Annotated in this window: 15 protein-coding genes; 6 read left to right on the top strand and 9 right to left on the bottom strand. The window is 65.9% G+C overall.

Translation table 11 applies throughout. The features are described from left to right. Positions 1–8: 8 nt before the first annotated feature. Genes ABWV23_RS06440 through ABWV23_RS06450 form a run of 3 tightly spaced genes read left to right on the top strand, consistent with a single transcriptional unit; the run spans position 9 to position 4,071 of the window. Complete coding sequence (locus ABWV23_RS06440) at positions 9–2,156, top strand: 3-hydroxyacyl-CoA dehydrogenase NAD-binding domain-containing protein (RefSeq protein WP_353346136.1); 2,148 nt, start codon at positions 9–11, stop codon at positions 2,154–2,156. After that, the gene (locus ABWV23_RS06445; RefSeq protein WP_353346138.1) at positions 2,153–3,280 is read left to right on the top strand and encodes a CaiB/BaiF CoA transferase family protein; all 1,128 of its coding nucleotides are present in this window, start codon (positions 2,153–2,155) and stop codon (positions 3,278–3,280) included. Before ABWV23_RS06440 ends, ABWV23_RS06445 begins: the two co-directional genes overlap by 4 nt. A gap of 17 nt (positions 3,281–3,297) precedes the next feature. Next, positions 3,298–4,071 carry an enoyl-CoA hydratase/isomerase family protein gene (locus tag ABWV23_RS06450; protein ID WP_353346140.1) on the top strand — a complete coding sequence of 258 codons (774 nt, stop codon included), beginning with the start codon at positions 3,298–3,300 and terminating at the stop codon, positions 4,069–4,071. Positions 4,072–4,141: 70 nt separating this feature from the next. Here ABWV23_RS06450 and ABWV23_RS06455 read toward each other — a convergent pair whose 3' ends face one another. The 5 genes from ABWV23_RS06455 to ABWV23_RS06475 form a co-directional block, all read right to left on the bottom strand. After that, the gene (locus ABWV23_RS06455) at positions 4,142–4,843 is read right to left on the bottom strand and encodes an ABC transporter ATP-binding protein (RefSeq protein WP_353346142.1); all 702 of its coding nucleotides are present in this window, start codon (positions 4,841–4,843) and stop codon (positions 4,142–4,144) included. A 3-nt stretch (positions 4,844–4,846) separates the two neighbouring features. Further along, on the bottom strand, positions 4,847–5,590 hold the full coding sequence (locus ABWV23_RS06460; RefSeq protein ID WP_353346144.1) for an ABC transporter ATP-binding protein: 744 nt from the start codon (positions 5,588–5,590) through the stop codon (positions 4,847–4,849). Next, on the bottom strand, positions 5,587–6,561 hold the full coding sequence (locus ABWV23_RS06465; RefSeq protein ID WP_353346146.1) for a branched-chain amino acid ABC transporter permease: 975 nt from the start codon (positions 6,559–6,561) through the stop codon (positions 5,587–5,589). Before ABWV23_RS06465 ends, ABWV23_RS06460 begins: the two co-directional genes overlap by 4 nt. Then, positions 6,561–7,484 (bottom strand): branched-chain amino acid ABC transporter permease, encoded by a 924-nt coding sequence (locus tag ABWV23_RS06470; protein ID WP_353346148.1) that lies wholly within the window; start codon positions 7,482–7,484, stop codon positions 6,561–6,563. The genes ABWV23_RS06465 and ABWV23_RS06470 overlap by 1 nt, the downstream gene beginning before the upstream one ends. A gap of 67 nt (positions 7,485–7,551) precedes the next feature. Then, positions 7,552–8,727 carry an ABC transporter substrate-binding protein gene (locus tag ABWV23_RS06475; RefSeq protein ID WP_353346150.1) on the bottom strand — a complete coding sequence of 392 codons (1,176 nt, stop codon included), beginning with the start codon at positions 8,725–8,727 and terminating at the stop codon, positions 7,552–7,554. A gap of 256 nt (positions 8,728–8,983) precedes the next feature. On the opposite strand from ABWV23_RS06475, the gene ABWV23_RS06480 reads away from it, so the two are divergent. Further along, the gene (locus ABWV23_RS06480) at positions 8,984–9,412 is read left to right on the top strand and encodes an acyl-CoA thioesterase (RefSeq protein ID WP_353346152.1); all 429 of its coding nucleotides are present in this window, start codon (positions 8,984–8,986) and stop codon (positions 9,410–9,412) included. Positions 9,413–9,493: 81 nt separating this feature from the next. Here ABWV23_RS06480 and mobA read toward each other — a convergent pair whose 3' ends face one another. Beyond that, a complete protein-coding gene (mobA, locus tag ABWV23_RS06485; RefSeq protein ID WP_353346154.1) occupies positions 9,494–10,114 on the bottom strand; it encodes a molybdenum cofactor guanylyltransferase MobA in 621 nt (206 codons plus the stop codon). A gap of 88 nt (positions 10,115–10,202) precedes the next feature. Between mobA and ABWV23_RS06490 the strand changes: the two genes are divergently transcribed. Both ABWV23_RS06490 and ABWV23_RS06495 read left to right on the top strand, forming a co-directional pair. Continuing rightward, entirely contained in the window at positions 10,203–10,919 is a 717-nt protein-coding gene (locus tag ABWV23_RS06490; protein WP_353346156.1) for an AzlC family ABC transporter permease, read from the top strand. Next, on the top strand, positions 10,916–11,257 hold the full coding sequence (locus ABWV23_RS06495) for an AzlD domain-containing protein (protein ID WP_353346158.1): 342 nt from the start codon (positions 10,916–10,918) through the stop codon (positions 11,255–11,257). Before ABWV23_RS06490 ends, ABWV23_RS06495 begins: the two co-directional genes overlap by 4 nt. Here the strand turns inward: ABWV23_RS06495 and ABWV23_RS06500 are convergent. The 3 genes from ABWV23_RS06500 to ABWV23_RS06510 form a co-directional block, all read right to left on the bottom strand. Continuing rightward, the gene (locus ABWV23_RS06500; RefSeq protein WP_353346160.1) at positions 11,249–11,884 is read right to left on the bottom strand and encodes a hypothetical protein; all 636 of its coding nucleotides are present in this window, start codon (positions 11,882–11,884) and stop codon (positions 11,249–11,251) included. The genes ABWV23_RS06495 and ABWV23_RS06500 overlap by 9 nt on opposite strands. A 37-nt stretch (positions 11,885–11,921) precedes the next feature. Further along, a complete protein-coding gene (locus tag ABWV23_RS06505) occupies positions 11,922–12,056 on the bottom strand; it encodes an aa3-type cytochrome c oxidase subunit IV (RefSeq protein WP_353346162.1) in 135 nt (44 codons plus the stop codon). A 130-nt stretch (positions 12,057–12,186) separates the two neighbouring features. Continuing rightward, a complete protein-coding gene (locus ABWV23_RS06510; RefSeq protein ID WP_353346164.1) occupies positions 12,187–12,639 on the bottom strand; it encodes a DUF6173 family protein in 453 nt (150 codons plus the stop codon). Between the last annotated feature and the right edge of the window lie 5 nt (positions 12,640–12,644).

A 12,644-nucleotide genomic window follows, 5' to 3' on the forward strand; every position in this document is an offset into this window, starting at 1 on the left:
AAACGGACATGAGCGATTACACCTACGACAAGGATGCCGACGGCATCGTCACCGTCACCCTCGACATGGAAGGCCAGTCGGCCAACACCATGAACAACCGCTACGTGCCGATGATGGAGGAGATCCTGGCGCGGATCCAGGCCGACGACGGGGTCAGCGGCGTGGTCATCACCTCGGCCAAGAAGACCTTTTTCGCCGGTGGCGACCTGAACATGCTGCGCGGAATCGACAGCGCCGGCCCCGAGTCGCTGGCGATGTTCGAGGCCAACAAGGCGCCGTTCCGGGTGATGGAGAAACTGCCGGTCCCCTTTGTCGCCGCGATCAACGGCGCGGCCCTGGGCGGTGGATACGAGATCTGCCTGGCCTGCAATCACCGCATCGTCGTCGATGATCCCGCCGCCGTGGTCGGCCTGCCCGAGGTCACGCTGGGCATCCTGCCCGGTGCCGGCGGCGTGGTCCGGCTGACCGCGCTCTTGGGGTTGGAAAAGGCCCTCCCCTATCTGCTCGAGGGGAAACCGGCCAAGCCGCAGGTCGCGTTGAAAGAGGGCATGGTCGACGAGATCGTCGAGACCCGCGATGCGCTGATCCCCGCCGCCAAGGCCTGGATCAAGGCCAATCCGGGCGCACACACCCAGCCCTGGGATCAGAAAGGCTTTCGCTATCCCGGCGGCGACGCGCTGCACCCGCGCGTGCGCCAGACCGTCGTCGCGGCGCCTGCCATGCTCTACAAAAAGACGCGCGGGCTGATGCCGGCGCCGGAAAAGATCCTCGACATCGCGGTCAACTCGATGCGGATGGGGTTCGACGCGGCGCTGCGGGCGGAAAGCCGGGGCATCTGCGCACTGGCGGTCACACCGCAGGCCAAGGCGGCGATCGGGACCTTCTTTTTCGGCACGCAGGCGATCAAGTCGGGCAAGGTGCGCCCTGAGGGCGAGACATGGCGCGTGACCTCCTCCGCCATCCTCGGCGCCGGCATGATGGGCAGCGGCATCGCCTGGGCCCATGCCTCGGCCGGGCTGCCGGTGGTGCTGAAGGACATGGAGATCGACAAGGCGGAAAAGGGCAAATCCTATTCCGCCACCCTCGCCGACAAGCGGATGAAGCGTGGCCGGATGACCGAGGCGCAGAAACAGGCGCTGCTGGCGCGGATCACGCCGACCAGTGATGACGCCGCCTATACCGGAACCGACATCATCATCGAGGCGGTGTTCGAGGATATCGACCTCAAGGAAAAGGTGATCGGCGCCACCTTCGGGCAGTTGTCCGAGACCGGCATCTATGGCTCCAACACCTCGACCCTGCCGATCTCCGTGCTGGCAGAGTTCTGTCCCGATCCCAGCCGTTTCATCGGGCTGCATTTCTTCAGCCCGGTCGACAAGATGAAGGTGGTCGAGATCATCATGGGCGAGAAGACCAGCCAGGACACCCTGCGCAAGGCCTATGATTACGTCCAGCAGATCGGCTACATGCCCATCGTGGTCAATGACAGCCGCGGTTTTTTCACCTCGCGCGTGTTCGGCACCTATCTGGACGAGGGGCTGGCGCTGTTGCGCGACGGCATGTCCCCCGTTGCGCTTGAGCGGGCGGGATGGATGGCCGGAATGCCGGTGGGGCCGCTGGCGGTGCATGACGAAACCTCGCTGGTGCTGTCGCAAAAGGTGCGCAAGACGCATGAGGCGCTCGACAAGCGGCTGGGCGTCGAGAGCGGTTTCGGCGCGGACAACACCGCCTCGCGCGAGATTGTCGATGCGATGCTCGAACAGGATCGCGGCGGGCGTCATTATGGTGGCGGGTTCTACGACTATGCCGCCGACGGCTCCAAGTCGTTGTGGCCCGGGCTGTCGCAATTCGCCACCGGCAACGCGGAGATCCCGGTGCAGGAGGCCATCGACAGGCTGCTCTACCGGCAGGCGATCGAGACCCTGCGCTGCCTCGACGAAGGCGTGCTGAACACCGAGGTGGAGGCCAACCTCGGCGGCATCTTCGCCATCGGTTTCCCTGCCCATACCGGCGGCGCGATCCAGTTCATCCGTGGCATCGGCATCGACCAATTCGCCGCCCGCGCCGCCGAACTGGCCGCCAAGTACGGCCCCCGTTTCGCGGTGTCGCAAAGCGCGCTGGACAAGCTGCGCGGCGATCGGACGCAAGCGGCATGAGCGGCCCGCTCAAAGGGCTGCGCGTGGTGGAAATGGCCGGGATCGGCCCCGCACCGCTGGCCGGGCAGATGCTGGCCGACCTGGGGGCCGAGGTGGTGCTGATCGCCCGCAAATCCGGCCCCGCTGATCCCACCGACATCAACAACCGGGGCAAACGCTCCGCCGCGCTGAACCTCAAGACCCCCGAGGGAATCGAGGCGGCGCGGATCCTGATCGACCGCGCCGACGTGTTGATCGAGGGGTTCCGCCCCGGCGTGATGGAGCGGATGGGGCTGGGGCCGGACGATTGCCACGCCCGCAATCCCGGCCTGGTCTTTGCCCGCATGACCGGCTGGGGCCAGACCGGCCCGATGGCGCAGATGGCCGGGCACGACATCAATTACCTCGGCCTTACCGGCTTTCTCCACGCCACCGGCAAGGCCGATGAGGTGCCCACCCCACCGCTGAACATCGGCGCCGACTACGGCGGCGGCACCATGTTCCTGCTGTTCGGGATCATGGCCGCCCTGTTTGAGCGCCAGACCTCTGGCAAGGGGCAGGTCATCGACGCCGCCATGGTCGATGGCGCCTCTGCGCTGATGGGGCTGGTCCACAGCTGGATCGCCCGGGGCGAGTGGTCCGAGGCGCGCGAATCCAACCTGCTGGATGGCGGCGCGCCGTTCTACCGCGCCTATGAATGCGCCGATGGCAAGTTCATCTCGGTCGGTCCGCTGGAGCCGCAGTTCTTTGCCGAACTGGTTCGCCTTGCGGGCCTGCCCGAGGATCACAAGGCGAGCCAGATGGAGGTGAAGAGCTGGCCCGAGCGTCGCGCCGAATACGCCCGCGTCTTTGCCCGCAAAACCCGCGACGAATGGACCGCGATCTTTGACGGCAGCGATGCCTGCGTCGCCCCGATCCTGACCTGGTCCGAGGCACCAGAACATCCGCACCTGGCCGCGCGCGGTACCTTCACATCCGTAGACGGGGTGACCCAGGCCGCACCCGCCCCGCGGTTCAACCGCACTCCCGCACCCGGACCCGGCCGCCCCGCCGCGCCGGGCGGTGAGACCGAAACCCTGCTGACCGAGGCCGGCTGCGATGCCGACACGCTGGCGCGCCTGCGCGCCGCCGGCGCCCTGACCTGAGCCAGAAAGGCCCTGACATGACCGAGACCGCCCTGACCATCGCCCGCGATGGCCCAATCGCCACCATCACCATGACCCGGCCCGCCGCCTTCAACGCGCTCAACACCGCCTTGCGCGATGCGCTGCGCCGCGCCGTCTCGGCACTGGAACTGGACGCCGCCATCCGCGTCGTGATCCTGCGCGGCGAGGGGCGCGGGTTCTGCGCCGGGGCCGACCTGACCGAGGGGCCCAATCCCCCGGTGCACCAGCAGATCGAGACCGAGTATCGCCCGATCCTGACCGGCATCGCCGCCTCGTCCAAGATCTGGATCGCGCAGGTGCACGGCTCTGCCGCCGGGATCGGCGCGGCGCTGGCGATGAACTGCGACATGGTGAGCATGGCCGAGGACGCCAACCTTTACATGGCCTTCGCCGCGATCGGGCTGATCCCTGACGGCGGCAACGTCTGGCTGCTGGAGCGCGCGATGGGGCCGCGCCGCGCCCTTCAGGCGATCCTTGAGGGGCGCAAGATCGCCGCGCAGGAGGCGCTGGACCTGGGGCTGGTGAATGAACTCCACCCGGCCGACGGCCTCGACGCCGCGACCCGGGCCATGGCCACGCGCATCGCCGCCGGCGCCCCGCTGGCCGCCGCCGCCGCCAAGCGGCTGATGCGGCGGATGGACGGGCTCTCCTACGGCGATGCGATCAGCGCCGAGGCGATGGAACAAACCGCCCTGAGCAACAGCGCCGATTTCATCGAGGGCGTCATGGCATTCCGCGAAAAGCGCAAACCGGCGTTCAAGGGACGCTGAACGAAACGGAGGGGCGCCGCGAGGGGGCGGACAGGCCCTTTCGCACCGCCCTTTTTCGCGCCGTGCCGCGTCAGAACCCCAGGTACTTCTGCCGCACCTCGTCGTTCCCCTCCAACTCGGCGCTGCTGCCTTGCCATTCCACCCGTCCGCGCTGGATGATGAAATGCCGGTCGGCGATGCGCAGCAGGTCCTTGAGGTTCTTGTCGACCACCAGGATCGACATCCCCTGCCCGGCGATCTCGCTCAGCGCGTGCCAGATCTTTTGCCGCACCAGCGGCGCCAGCCCCTCGGTCGCCTCGTCGAGGATCAGCAGCCTCGGGTTGGTCATCAGCGCGCGGCCGATGGCCAGCATCTGTTGTTCCCCGCCCGAAAGCAGGTTGCCCATCGAGCCGACCCGCGTCTCCAGTTCCGGGAACAGCGCAAAGACCTTCTCCACCGTCCAGGGGTCGGGGGTGTTCAGGTGGTTGCTGGCGGTCGCCACCAGGTTTTCCATCATCGTCAGGTTGGGAAAGATCTGCCGCCCCTCGGGCACCAGGCCAAGGCCGAGGTTGGCGGTCTTGAAGCTGGGCCGCCCGACCAGCTCCTGCCCGTCGAATGTGATCGAACCGCCGCTGGGCTTGACGATCCCCATGATCGAGTTGACCGTTGTGGTCTTGCCCATGCCGTTGCGGCCCAGCAGCGTTGCCACCTGCCCCGCCTCCAGCCTCAGGCTGACCCCGAACAGGGCCTGACTGGAGCCGTAGTGCGTCGTGAGGTTGTCCAGCACCAGCATCGGCTACTCCTCGCCCAGATAGGCATGCTGCACCGCCTCGTTGCCGCGGATCTCGTCCGGGCGGCCGGTGGCGATGATATGGCCGTAGACCAGCACCGAGATCCGGTCGGCCAGCGCGAAAACCGCATCCATGTCATGCTCGATCAGCAGGATCGTGTGCCGGCCCTTGATGCCGCGCAGAAGCTCGACCATCTGCGCGCTTTCCTCGATGCCCAGCCCCGCCATCGGCTCGTCGAGCAACATCAGCTCGGCTTTTGATGCCAGCGCGATGGCGATCTCCATGTGCCGGTGCTCGCCGTGGCTCAGCGCGACGGTGGGCTGGTCGGCCTTGTCGGCCAACCCGACCCGGTCGAGCAGCGCCAGCGCCTCGGCGCGCAGATGCGTCAGCGCATGCGCCGGGCGGATGAAGCGGAACGAATGCCCCTCGCGCGCCTGCAGCGCCAGCGCGATATTGTCCAGCACGCTCATCCCCAGGATCAGCGAGGTGATCTGGAACGACCGGGTGATGCCCAGATGCGCGCGCTTGTAGGGCGCCATCGCGGTGATGTCGCGCCCCTTGAAGCGGACGCTGCCGCTGTCCGGTTTCTGCATTCCGGTCAGCTGGCTTATCAACGTCGTCTTGCCGGCGCCGTTGGGGCCGATCACCGCGTGCAGCTCGCCGGCCTCGACACCCAGGGTCAGATCGTCGGTCGCCTTGATGCCGCCAAAGCTCTTGTTCAGGCCGGAAATCTCGAGAACCGCCGTCATTCGTCGCCCTCCCCGCGCCCGCGCAACAGCCCCATCAGCCCGCCGCGCGCGAACAGGACCACGCCCATCAGCATCAGGCCAAAGGGCAGGTGCCAGTAAATGGTGAAGGAGGACAGGATCTCTTCGATCACGATGAAGGCGATGGCGCCCAGCACCGGCCCCAGCGTGGTCGCGGCGCCGCCGAGGATGACCATGAACATCAACTCGCCCGAGCGCGACCAATCCATCATCTCGGGGCTGATGAAGGTGGTGAAATTGCCCAGCAGCGCGCCGGCGTAGCCGCACATCGCCCCCGAGATCACATAGGCGGTCAACCGGTAGGCATAGATGTTGAAGCCCAGCGTCACCATCCGCTCTTCGTTGCCCTTGGCGCCCTGAAGCACCATGCCGAAGCGCGAGCGAGTGATCATCCGCACCAGGAGCATCGCCACCAGCAGCGACACATAGGCCAGGCCGAACAGTTGCAGCGGATTGTCGAGGTTGATCAGCGGCAGCTCCGAGCGGGTGTCGATCACCAGCCCGTCATCGCCGCCGTATTCCTCGATCGACACGATCAGGTAGTAGATCATCTGCGCGAAGGCCATGGTGATCATGATGAAATAGACCCCCTTGGTGCGCAGGCAGACCGCCCCGGTGATCAGCGCGAACAGCGCCGTCACCGCCACCGCCAGCGGGATCTGCACGAACCCGCTGGTGGTGGCGAGAAAATCCATGCCACCGTAAAGCCAGTGATGCGCCGGAATCCCGACCGCATAGGCACCCAGCCCGACAAAGGCGGCATGGCCAAAGGACACCAGCCCGCCATAGCCCAGGATCAGGTTCAGGCTGACCGCGGCGATGCCGAGGATCGACAGCCGCGTCGCGAGGTCGAGGCAAAAGGCGTTTCCGGTCAGGTAGAACACCGGCGGCAGCACGGCCAGGAGGGCCATGACGGCGACCGATATCCAGCCACGGCGGGTCATTCGGGTCATCAGCGGGTCCTTGGCGGAAACAGGCCCTGCGGGCGCAGGGCGAGAACGAGCGCCATGATGATGTAGATCAGCATGGCCGAGACGGCGGGGGCCGAGGTCTCGGCGGCCTCGGGCGACATCGCCAGCTTGAACAGGTCGTCCAGGAACGACCGGCCCATGGTGTCGATCAGCCCGATCAGGATGGCAGCGATGAACGCCCCTTTCATCGAGCCGATGCCGCCGACGATGATGACCACGAAGGCGGTGATGATGATGTTGTTGCCCATGCCGATCGAGGCCTCGGTGATCGGCGCGATCAGCATCCCGGCCAGTCCGGCCAGCATCGCGCCCAGCGCAAAGACCAGCGCGAACAGCGTCTGGATGTCGATGCCCAGCGCCGAGACCATCGTCCGGTTCGAGGCCCCGGCGCGGATCAACATGCCGAGCCGTGTGTAGTTGACCAGCCAGAACAACCCGACGGCGGCGCTCAGCCCGGCCCCGATGATCAACAGCCGGTAAGTCGGGATCACCAGCGTTTCGCTCAGCGTCAACTGCCCCTCGAGCCAGTCGGGCAGCGGCACGGCGATCCCCGCCGGCCCCCAGACCAGATGCGTCAGCGTGTCCAGCACAAGGATCAGGCCGAAGGTGCCCAGCACGTGGTCAAGGTGGTCGCGGGCATAAAGCGGGCGAGCCACGAAACGTTCGACCAGATAACCGATCGCCCCGGTCAGCGGCAGCGCCACCAGCACCGCCCAGAGGAAGTTGCCGAACAGAAAGGTCAGCGAGGCGCAGATGAACGCCCCCAGCATGTAGAGCGAGCCATGGGCGAGATTAACGAAATCGAGAATCCCGAACACCAGCGTCAGCCCCGAGGCCACCAGGAACAGGAGCAGCCCGAGCTGCACCCCGTTCAGGGCCTGGATAATCAACAGAGAAAGGTCCAAGTCACGCCCCGTGTCTTGCGGGGCCGGACAGCGTGCCACCCGGCCCGATGAGCCTCAGGAACCCGGCCTACATCTTGCAGTCGGCGGCGTAGCTGTCGACGTGGTCCTCGAACACGGTCTCGACCACTTGCGTCGTCCAGGTGCCATCGGAATCCGCCACCACCTCGCGCAGGTAGAAGTTCTGAACCGGCATGTTGTTGGTCCCGAACTTGAAATCGCCGCGCACGGACTGGAAATCCGCCGCCTTCAGCGCGGCGCGCAGGGCGTCCTTGTCCTCGGTGTTGCCGACCTTGGCGACCGCGTTGGCGATCAGCATGATCGCGTCATAGGATTGCGCGGCATAGAACGACGGGTAGGTTCCGTGCTTGGCCTTGAAGTCGGCGACGAACTTCTTGTTGGCGGCATTGTCCAGCGACGGGTCCCATTCCTGCGTGGTGCGCGAACCGAGAACGGCCTCGAAATTCGCCGCCTGCAGCTTGGGCAGCGACAGCCCGTCGACGGTGAACACCGAGTAGAGCGGCAGCGTATCCTTCAGCCCGGCCTGGTCGTACTGCTTGATGAAGGCGCCGCCGGCCGCACCGGGGTAAAAGACAAAGATGCCATCGGCATTGCTTGCCTTGGCCTTGGCCAGTTCCGCCGAGAAGTCGAGTTGCGCGTCGGCCCCCCACTTGGTCAGGTCGCGGCCCACGATCTCGCCCTTGAAGGTCCGCTCGACCCCGGCGACCATGTCCTTGCCCGCGGCATAGTTCGGCGCCATCACGTAGAGCGATTTGACCCCTTGCCGATTCAGCACCTCGCCCATCGCCATCGGGGTCTGGTCGTTCTGCCAAGAGGTCGAGAAGAAGTTCTCGTCGCACAGTTTGCCGGCGATCTGGCTGGGGCCGGCATTGGCCGAGATCAGGAACTTGCCCGCGTCCAGCGCCGATTTGCGCGAGGCCAGCAGAACGTGGCTCCAGATATAGCCGGTGACGAAATCCACATCGTCCTGCTTGACCAGCTTGTCGGTGGCCTGTTTGCCGGTTTCCGGCGCAAAGCCGTCGTCGGCAAAGATCACTTCGAGATCCAGGTTTCCGGCCTTGCCGCCCAAGTGCTCCACCGCCAGGTTGGCGGCGTTCTGCATGTCCTTTCCGATGACCGCCGCACCGGTGGTCAGCGTGGTGACAAAGCCGATCTTCACGCTTTCGGCCCAAGCCGCCGTGGACATCAGGCTGGCGGCAAGCGCCAGTGTCATAAATTTCCTCATCTTTTCCTCCCTGTTGGTCGCGCGGCTTTGCCGCGCTTTATTGTTAACCTTTTGTGCCCACTCCGGGGCGTTCGATCAACGTTTATCCTCCCACGGTCAGCATATCGGCGACGGTGGAGCGGTCAATCTTGCCGGGGCTGGGCCGGGAATCCGCAGGAGGCACCTTGCCATTACCCGGGACACCGGGGCTTTCCTCCGGCCCGCACTTCGTGCTTTTGCACATCACCAAATGATTCCTCACGACATGGAGCCCGACATGCCCTCCCCCGACTTCTCGATGGATATCCAGATCAGTTTCGGCCATTGCGATCCCGCCGGAATTGTCTTTTATCCCAACTACTTCCGGTGGTTTGACCGGTGTTTCCACACCTACCTTCAAAACACGGCGGGCGGACATCGGCGGCTGTGCCGCGAACTGGATGCCAAGGGAATCGGGCTGATGGACGTGCGAGCGAACTTCGTCTCGCCGGCACTGGACGGAGATATGATGACCCTGGAAATGACCATTCGCGACTGGGGCCACAAATCCCTCACCCTGGGGTATCTCGGTCGCATCGGTGAGCGCGCGGTGGTCGAGGGAACCGAGCTGCGTGGCATGTTCGTGACACGCGACGGCCGGATGCGGGCCGGAGAGATGGCACCGCTGCGCGCCTTGCTGGACGCCGGGCTGCCCGACCCCGTCTGATCCAACCCGGTTCTAACCGCCCGCACCCGGCCCGCAGTCATGGCCGCTGGACCAGCCGCACATGCAGGGTGCCGAATCCGCTTACCCGGCGCGGTTCAGGATCGCCCGCGCCCGCGCCAGGTCCCCGGGTGTGTTGACGTTGAAAAAGGGATCGCCCCCCACCGTCCCGAACACCGCCTGCCGTGCACCCTGCTGATCGGCCCAGGCGCGGACCTTGCGCACACCCCGTGCCAGCGCGGCGCGCAGCCCCTCGCGCAGCGCCACCGGCCAAAGGCCGAAGGTCGGGTGCAGATCGGTGCCGCCGTCGTCGCGCCGGGTTGCCGCCAGGACCAGAGGTTCCGCCATCCCCTCGCCCGCCAGCAGCAGCCGGGGCACCAGGTCGCAGGGCAGGAACGGGGTATCGGCCGCGGCGGTGACGATGCTCTGCGCGCCCTGCCCGGCGGCCCAGTCCAGACCGGCCAGAACCCCCGCCAGCGGTCCCGGATGCCCCGCCACCGAATCCGCCAGAACCGGCAGGCGGTAACCGGCGAACCGGGCCGGATCACCATTGGCGTTGAGCGCCAGCGCCGCGACCTGCGGCTCCAGCCGGTCGACCACATGCGCCAGTAGCGGCCGCCCCGCCAGATCCAGAAGCGGTTTGTCGGCGCCGCCCATACGGCTGGCCAGCCCCCCGGCCAGGATCACGCCAAGCGGTTGTTTCATCGGGACCTCACAAGGATGTAGGACGTGACCAATTGCACCCCTTTGCGTTCGTGTATAGGGCAGTCCCTGCACAGGTTAAGGACAAGCAATGGCTTTCTCCACCACCAATTCCTACTACTGGAAAGGCTTCCGCGACGGGGCACCCTTCGTGCTCGTCGCCGGGCCGTTCGGCATGCTGTTCGGCGTTCTGGCGACCGAGGCGGGCCTCAAGCTGACCGAGACGCTGGTGCTGACGGCAACCGTCTTTGCCGGCGCCGCACAGCTGACCGCGCTGCAACTGATGCAGGAAAACGCGCCGACCTTCATCGTTCTGGCCTCGGCGCTGGCGGTGAATCTGCGGATGGCGATGTACTCGGCCTCGCTCACCCCGTTCCTGGGCCAAGCGCCGTTGTGGCAGCGGGCCTTCGCCGCCTACCTGACGGTGGACCAATCCTATGCCTGTTCGATCGTAAGGTTCGAGACCGAGCCGGATCTGACGACCTCCCAGCGCATGCAGTATTTCATGGGGTCGGTCACGCTGGTGACGGCCGCCTGGTACACCTTTACCCTGGTCGGCGCGCTGCTGGGCGCTCGCATCCCCGAGAGCTGGGCGCTGGATTTCGCGCTGCCGATCACCTTTCTCGCCATGGTCACGCCGATGCTGCGCACCTCTGCGCATGTGGTCGCGGCGCTGGTGTCGATCGCGGTGGCGCTGCTGGCGGCCGGGCTGCCCTATAACCTCGGGCTGATGGTCGCGGGGCTTGCCGGCATGATTGCCGGCGCCCGCATGGAACTGATTCTGCGCAAGAAGGGATTGTGGACATGACCCCGGAGCAAACCGGGTTCGACCCGGTCACCCTGTGGACCGTGATCGCCGGCCTGGCGGCGGGCAGTTTCGCGCTGCGCTTTGTCTTCATCGGGCTGGTGGGCGACCGGCCCATGCCCGACTGGCTGCTGCGCCACCTGCGCTATACCGCCGTGGCGATCCTGCCTGCACTGGTCACCCCGCTCGTGGTCTGGCCCAAGGCCACCGGCGGCGCGCTGGACCTGCCGCGCCTGTTGGCGGCGCTGGTCACGGTCGGGGTCGGGCTGGTCACCAAGAACGTGCTGGCCGCGATCTTTGCCGGGGCGGCCACGCTTTACGGTCTGCTGTATCTACTCTGACGCGTTGGGGGCCTGCCGCGCCGCCACCAGGCGGGCGTTGTTCTGGGCGATCCCCTGGTCGAGGTCCGGGCTGTCGTTCTCGAAATATCGCCGGGTCTCGACCCCGGGAAGGCTGCCGAACTGCTGCTCCAGCCGGGTGGGATAAAAGGTGACGTCGATACTTTCGAACCCGGGCACCTGTTTCAACAGTCTCGAGGTCGCGTTGGCACAATAGACCCCCGGCACCGGGCCGTTCTTGAGCGCCAGTCGATAGGCGACCTCGGCCTGCTCGGGGGTAACCTCGGCGGTCTGGACCACCACGTGGTACGTGCTGCGCGCGTGCGAGCCGCGATAGGCCAGTTCCACCCCCGGCGTGATGCCGAACAGCACGTCGTCGCGCTCTGGCACCACCGGCGATTTGAACGAACCCGCCGGATCGAAGATCACCCGCTCCGAGGCGTTGATCATCAGAGAGGTATGCCCGCCCTTGCCGGTGCGGTTGTTGACCATCGTGTATAGCGTCAGGGTCGATGGCCCCGGGTCACGATAGGACACCGCCGCGATGGTTTCATTGTCGGCGTAGTCGTCCTGTCCGGCACATCCCGCAACAAGCAGAAGGGCCGCACAAAGGCACAGCAAGCGCATCATGGACAGCGTCCCCGTTTGAGTCGTGGGATCGGTCAGATCAGGAGGCGAAGACCAAAAGGAACAGCGCCACGAAGATCAGCGCCACCACCGACCAGGTGACGAATTTGACGAAGCCGTTGAAAGTGTCGGTCTGCACCGAGATGTCCATCTCGCCCTGCTTGTGTTCAGCCATTGGTTCCCGTCCTGCTGTGGAATGCGGTCATGTCGCGAACTGGATACTGAATTCGCGGCGGGCTGTCACCCGGTCAATTCGGCGATTTCGGCGCGACCGCTGCATTTCTGCACGGCTGACCTGCGCGCGGTCATGCCTCGTCCAGATCGGCGGCCAGGCGAAACCCGATGCGCGTCGGCGGGCTGTCCGGCTTCGGTTTCGGCAGCGCCCGCAACATCACGTTGAGCTGGCTCACGTGCTGGATCAGCTGGGTGCGCGCCCCAGTCGCCTCGCTGCCGTAAAAGGTGATGATGTCGGGATCATAATACCCGATCCCCTCGATTCGCAGCACCCCGGCATCGCCGCCGGTGAACCCCATCGCCACCTCATGCGCGTTGTCGAGCTGTTCTTCGAAGTTGCGGATGTAAAGGATGATCCGCTCATAGGCCCAGCGCGCCGCACTCTTGTCAGAGGCCGGTTTCCTTGCCCCCGCGCGCAGCCCGTCCAGGCAGGGATCGACTTTCGGGTCGGCATGCACCTCGTGGACGCTGGGAAGAATCGCGTTCTCTCCGGCCTCGGCTGCGGTGCTGATCTTGTCGTCCATCCGGC

The organism is Aquicoccus sp. SU-CL01552 (genome assembly GCF_040365005.1).
In the GTDB taxonomy this organism is placed as follows: Bacteria; Pseudomonadota; Alphaproteobacteria; order Rhodobacterales; family Rhodobacteraceae; genus Antarcticimicrobium.

Excerpts from the sequence above, each read along its gene's own strand:
- ABWV23_RS06490 (WP_353346156.1), top strand. The coding sequence starts at position 10,203 with ATGGCTTTCTCCACCACCAATTCCTACTACTGGAAAGGCTTCCGCGAC.
- ABWV23_RS06440 (WP_353346136.1), top strand. The coding sequence starts at position 9 with ATGAGCGATTACACCTACGACAAGGATGCCGACGGCATCGTCACCGTC.
- ABWV23_RS06460 (WP_353346144.1), bottom strand. The coding sequence starts at position 5,590 with ATGACGGCGGTTCTCGAGATTTCCGGCCTGAACAAGAGCTTTGGCGGC.
- ABWV23_RS06445 (WP_353346138.1), top strand. The coding sequence starts at position 2,153 with ATGAGCGGCCCGCTCAAAGGGCTGCGCGTGGTGGAAATGGCCGGGATC.
- ABWV23_RS06510 (WP_353346164.1), bottom strand. The coding sequence starts at position 12,639 with ATGGACGACAAGATCAGCACCGCAGCCGAGGCCGGAGAGAACGCGATT.
- ABWV23_RS06475 (WP_353346150.1), bottom strand. The coding sequence starts at position 8,727 with ATGAGGAAATTTATGACACTGGCGCTTGCCGCCAGCCTGATGTCCACG.
- ABWV23_RS06455 (WP_353346142.1), bottom strand. The coding sequence starts at position 4,843 with ATGCTGGTGCTGGACAACCTCACGACGCACTACGGCTCCAGTCAGGCC.
- ABWV23_RS06495 (WP_353346158.1), top strand. The coding sequence starts at position 10,916 with ATGACCCCGGAGCAAACCGGGTTCGACCCGGTCACCCTGTGGACCGTG.
- ABWV23_RS06480 (WP_353346152.1), top strand. The coding sequence starts at position 8,984 with ATGCCCTCCCCCGACTTCTCGATGGATATCCAGATCAGTTTCGGCCAT.
- ABWV23_RS06500 (WP_353346160.1), bottom strand. The coding sequence starts at position 11,884 with ATGATGCGCTTGCTGTGCCTTTGTGCGGCCCTTCTGCTTGTTGCGGGA.
- ABWV23_RS06465 (WP_353346146.1), bottom strand. The coding sequence starts at position 6,561 with ATGACCCGAATGACCCGCCGTGGCTGGATATCGGTCGCCGTCATGGCC.
- ABWV23_RS06505 (WP_353346162.1), bottom strand. The coding sequence starts at position 12,056 with ATGGCTGAACACAAGCAGGGCGAGATGGACATCTCGGTGCAGACCGAC.
- ABWV23_RS06450 (WP_353346140.1), top strand. The coding sequence starts at position 3,298 with ATGACCGAGACCGCCCTGACCATCGCCCGCGATGGCCCAATCGCCACC.
- mobA (WP_353346154.1), bottom strand. The coding sequence starts at position 10,114 with ATGAAACAACCGCTTGGCGTGATCCTGGCCGGGGGGCTGGCCAGCCGT.